General features: G+C 64.4%; 5 protein-coding genes. All 5 read right to left on the bottom strand.

Annotation, left to right across the window (positions count from 1 at the left end; all coding sequences use genetic code 11):
* A partial coding sequence (locus C7I84_RS30260; protein WP_165816261.1) for a hypothetical protein occupies positions 1-99 on the bottom strand: 99 nt, incomplete at its 3' end.
* 77 nt (positions 100-176) lie between these two features.
* A complete protein-coding gene (locus tag C7I84_RS29210) occupies positions 177-1,667 on the bottom strand; it encodes a replicative DNA helicase (protein WP_106775721.1) in 1,491 nt (496 codons plus the stop codon).
* A gap of 270 nt (positions 1,668-1,937) precedes the next feature.
* Positions 1,938-2,513 carry a 50S ribosomal protein L9 gene (gene rplI, locus C7I84_RS29205; RefSeq protein ID WP_106775720.1) on the bottom strand — a complete coding sequence of 192 codons (576 nt, stop codon included), beginning with the start codon at positions 2,511-2,513 and terminating at the stop codon, positions 1,938-1,940.
* A 269-nt stretch (positions 2,514-2,782) separates the two neighbouring features.
* A complete protein-coding gene (gene rpsR / locus C7I84_RS29200) occupies positions 2,783-3,031 on the bottom strand; it encodes a 30S ribosomal protein S18 (protein WP_106775719.1) in 249 nt (82 codons plus the stop codon).
* Positions 3,031-3,489, bottom strand: a complete 459-nt coding sequence (rpsF, locus tag C7I84_RS29195; protein ID WP_106775722.1) for a 30S ribosomal protein S6 — start codon at positions 3,487-3,489, stop codon at positions 3,031-3,033. Before rpsF ends, rpsR begins: the two co-directional genes overlap by 1 nt.
* Positions 3,490-3,884 lie beyond the last annotated feature (395 nt).

Raw genomic sequence — 3,884 nt, 5'->3', positions numbered from 1 at the left:
GAGCGTGTTCCACTCGCCGCAGGCGTCGCACTTGCCCGCCCAGCGCGAGCTGACATTGCCGCAGGCCTGGCAGATGAACTGGACGCGGGGTTTAGCCACGTGACGTCACTCGTTCGGAAATGTCGGCAGGACAGAGGGGGGTGCTGTCCCGCCAGCCTAGCCATGCTGGACGCCACTCATTCGAACCGATCCGGCAAATGATGCTCCTCGGCAAGATCGGAGAAGCGGGTGAACTCGCCCTGGAAGGCCAGCGACACCATTCCCGTCGGGCCGTGGCGCTGTTTTGCAACGATCACTTCCGCCTTGCCGCGCGCCTCGTTCATCTCGCCTTCCCATTTCAGATATTCGTCGGTGCCGGGCTTCGGCTCCTTGTTCTTGAGATAATACTCCTCGCGGTAGACGAAGATCACAACGTCGGCGTCCTGCTCGATCGAGCCTGATTCGCGCAGGTCCGAGAGCTGCGGCCGCTTGTCCTCGCGGCTTTCCACCTGGCGCGACAGCTGCGACAGCGCGATGATCGGCACGGCCAGTTCCTTGGCCAGCGCCTTCAGCCCGGTGGTGATCTCGGTGATCTCCTGCACGCGGTTCTCGTTCGCGCGCTTCGACGAGCCGGTCATCAGCTGGATGTAGTCGATGACGATGACGTCGAGGCCGCGCTGGCGTTTCAGCCGGCGGGCGCGGGCGGCCAGCTGGGCGATCGAGATGCCGCCGGTCGAATCGATGAACAGCGGGATCTTCTGCAGCATCTGCGTGCAGCCGACCAGTTTTTCGAAATCCGCCTCGGTCAGGTCGCCGCGCCTGATCTTGGAGGAGGGGACCTCCGCCTGCTCGGAGATGATGCGGGTGGCGAGCTGCTCCGACGACATTTCCAGCGAGAAGAAGCCGACCACGCCGCCATTGGCCGCCTTGAACGAGCCGTCGGCCTGCTGCGCCGGCTCGTAGGCATGCGCTACGTTGAAGGCGATGTTGGTGACCAGCGAGGTCTTGCCCATGCCTGGCCGTCCGGCCAGCACGATCAGGTCCGACGGCTGCAGGCCGCCCATGCGGTTGTCGAGGTCGCGCAGGCCGGTGGCGATGCCGGACAGATGCCCGTCGCGCATATAGGCCGCGCTCGCCATGTCGATCGCCGTCTTGATGGCGTCGGAAAAACTCTCGAAGCCGCCGTCGTAGCGGCCTGTCTCGGCGAGCTCGAACAGCCGCCGTTCGGCGTCCTCGATCTGCGCCTGCGGCGACATGTCGACCGGCGCGTCATAGGCGATGTTCACCATGTCCTCGCCCACCGTGATCAGTGCCCGGCGGGTGGCGAGATCGTAGATGGCGCGGCCGTAGTCGGAGGCGTTGATGACGGTGACCGCCTCGGCGGCCAGCCGTATGACATATTGCGCGACCGTCATGTCGCCGACCTTCTCCTCGGCCGGCAGGAAGGTCTTCAGCGTGACCGGCGTCACCGCCTTGCCCATGCGGATCATGTCGCCGGCGACGTCGAATATCTTGCGGTGCAGCGGCTCGTAGAAATGCGAGGCCTTGAGGAAGTCGGAGACGCGGTAGAAGGCGTCGTTGTTGACCAGGATGGCGCCGAGCAGCGCCTGCTCGGCCTCGATGTTGTTCGGCGCCTCGCGATAGAGCGGTGTCTCCGCCACGCTGAGTTTTCGCGCTGCCTCTGCCATGCTGCCCTCTGGAACCCCTGCCGGTCCGGGTTACCAGAAGCCGCGGCACGAGTGGGAAACTATCCGTCTCGGTACACTGGATTCACAGATCGCGGGTCCCGGTGGAAAGATTTGCCCTTGACCGGAAGCCAGGCGTTTTTCGCGAATCACGGCCAAGCTTAGCGGGTTGCGGCGCACATGTGAACAAAGCAGAAACGGCGGAAGCCCGCGCATGAAAAAGGCCCGAGCGGTCGGCCCGGGCCTTTTTGCGTTCGCAAGCGAGTCGGGCGGTCAGCCTTCGACTTCTTCCTCGGTGGCCGGGTCGAAGAAATTGTCCGGCCGGGCGTTCTCGTTGATGTCCTCGCCGTAGATCGCCTCGGCGGTGGTCAGCGTCTCGCCGCGCGACTGGCGCTCCGCCTCTTCGGTCGAGCGGGCGATGTTGAGGGTGACGGTGGACTCCACTTCCGGATGCAGCGCGATCGCCACATTGGTCAGGCCGATGGTCTTGATCGGCTGGTTGAGTTCGACCTGGTTGCGGTTGACGGAGAAGCCCTCGGCGGTGAGCAGGTCGGCGATGTCGCGGGTCGACACCGAGCCGTAGAGCTGGCCGGTTTCGCCGGCCGAGCGCACGATGATGAAGCTCTTGCCGTCGAGCTTGTCGGCGATCTGCTGGGCTTCCGACTTGCGCTCGAGGTTGCGCGCCTCGAGCTGCGAGCGCTGGCCTTCGAACTTCTTCTTGTTGGCCTCGTTGGCGCGCAGCGCCTTGCCCTTGGGCAGCAGGAAGTTGCGGGCAAAGCCGTCCTTGACCTTGACGGTGTCGCCCATCTGGCCGAGGCGGGAAATGCGTTCGAGTAGGATGACTTCCATGTCTCTGTTCCTTTCAGCGTGCCGCCGGGGCGGCAATTGGTGGAAACGGACGGGGAAGCGTGGGCAACTGGTCGTGCCGGGGTCGCTGTCCTGCCCGTTGCGGCAGTTAGGGGCGAAAGAACGCCCCAACTCGGGATTTGTGTTTCGACCCGCCGCGCCCGTCGCGGGGGGTGAAGTGCCGGGGACAGTTTACTTTCTTTCCGCTGGCGCCGAGATCTCGACTGCCCCTGCTTTTCTGCGGAAAAAGTAAACTGTCCCCAGCGTTTAGCTTAGCGCACCAGGTAAGGCAGCAGGCCGAGGAAGCGGGCGCGCTTGATCGCCCTGGCGAGCTCGCGCTGCTTCTTCTGGCTGACCGCGGTGATGCGGCTCGGCACGATCTTGCCGCGCTCGGAGATGTAGCGCTGCAAGAGGCGCACGTCCTTGTAGTCGATCTTCGGGGCGTTGGCGCCGGAGAACGGGCAGGTCTTGCGGCGGCGATGGAACGGGCGCCGCGTCGGGATCTGGTTGATGTCGACCATTATTCGGCGGCTCCTTCAGCCTGTTCGCGCGGGCGGCGGGGACGGTCCTCGCGGTCGCCGAAGCTGCGCGGGCCGCGGTCGCCGAAGCTGCGCGGGCCGCGGTCGCGATCACCGAAGCCGCGCTCGCTGCGCTCTTCGCGCTTCTGCAGCATCGCCGACACGCCTTCCTCATGCGCCTCGACCTTGATGGTCAGGAAGCGCAGGATGTCCTCGGACAGGCCCTGCTGGCGCTCGAGCTCGTTGAGCGCGGCCGGCGGGCAGTTCAGGTCCATCAGCGTGTAGTAGGCCTTCCGGTTCTTCTTGATCCGGTAGGTGAGGGACTTCAGTCCCCAGTTCTCGACCCGGCCGACGGTGCCTCCGTTGGCAGAGATGACGCCCTTGTAGTGCTCCACAAGCGCGTCGACCTGCTGCTGCGAGAGGTCCTGGCGGGCAAGAAACACATGTTCGTAGAGAGCCATGATGTCTTTGCCTTTCTTCAACATTCTGCCCGGCACCGGCGGCTAAGCCTCTGCAACCTGTCTGACCCTTCGATGACCTTGCGGCCGCCTCGGGGGAAGAAAGGAGCATGGACGGTCGAGAGCGGAGACACGGGAGACCGAAGCACATCCGGCTTCAAGCGGAAGTTTTTTTGGAAAACCTCCGGCCCTCCGTTCAGCCCCCAGCCGGGACCGGCAGAAGCGCGCTCTATACAGGGTTTTGGCCGGAACGCAAGGCGGTGGCGGAAACGACCAGGGCAACGAGTCCAGGTTAACGGGCAGGGCTTAGGATTCGCGCGAGTTCGTTTGTATCCCATCCGGCGAGCTTTCGCGTGGTTTTGATGGAGTGCTTGCCCTTTGCAAGACGGACGGCGTTG

The sequence above is a fragment of the Kumtagia ephedrae genome, from assembly GCF_003012745.1.
In the GTDB taxonomy this organism is placed as follows: domain Bacteria; phylum Pseudomonadota; class Alphaproteobacteria; order Rhizobiales; family Rhizobiaceae; genus Kumtagia; species Kumtagia ephedrae.
The sequence above is the reverse complement of the archived record's forward strand: the minus strand, read 5'-3'. Positions and strand labels throughout refer to the sequence as shown.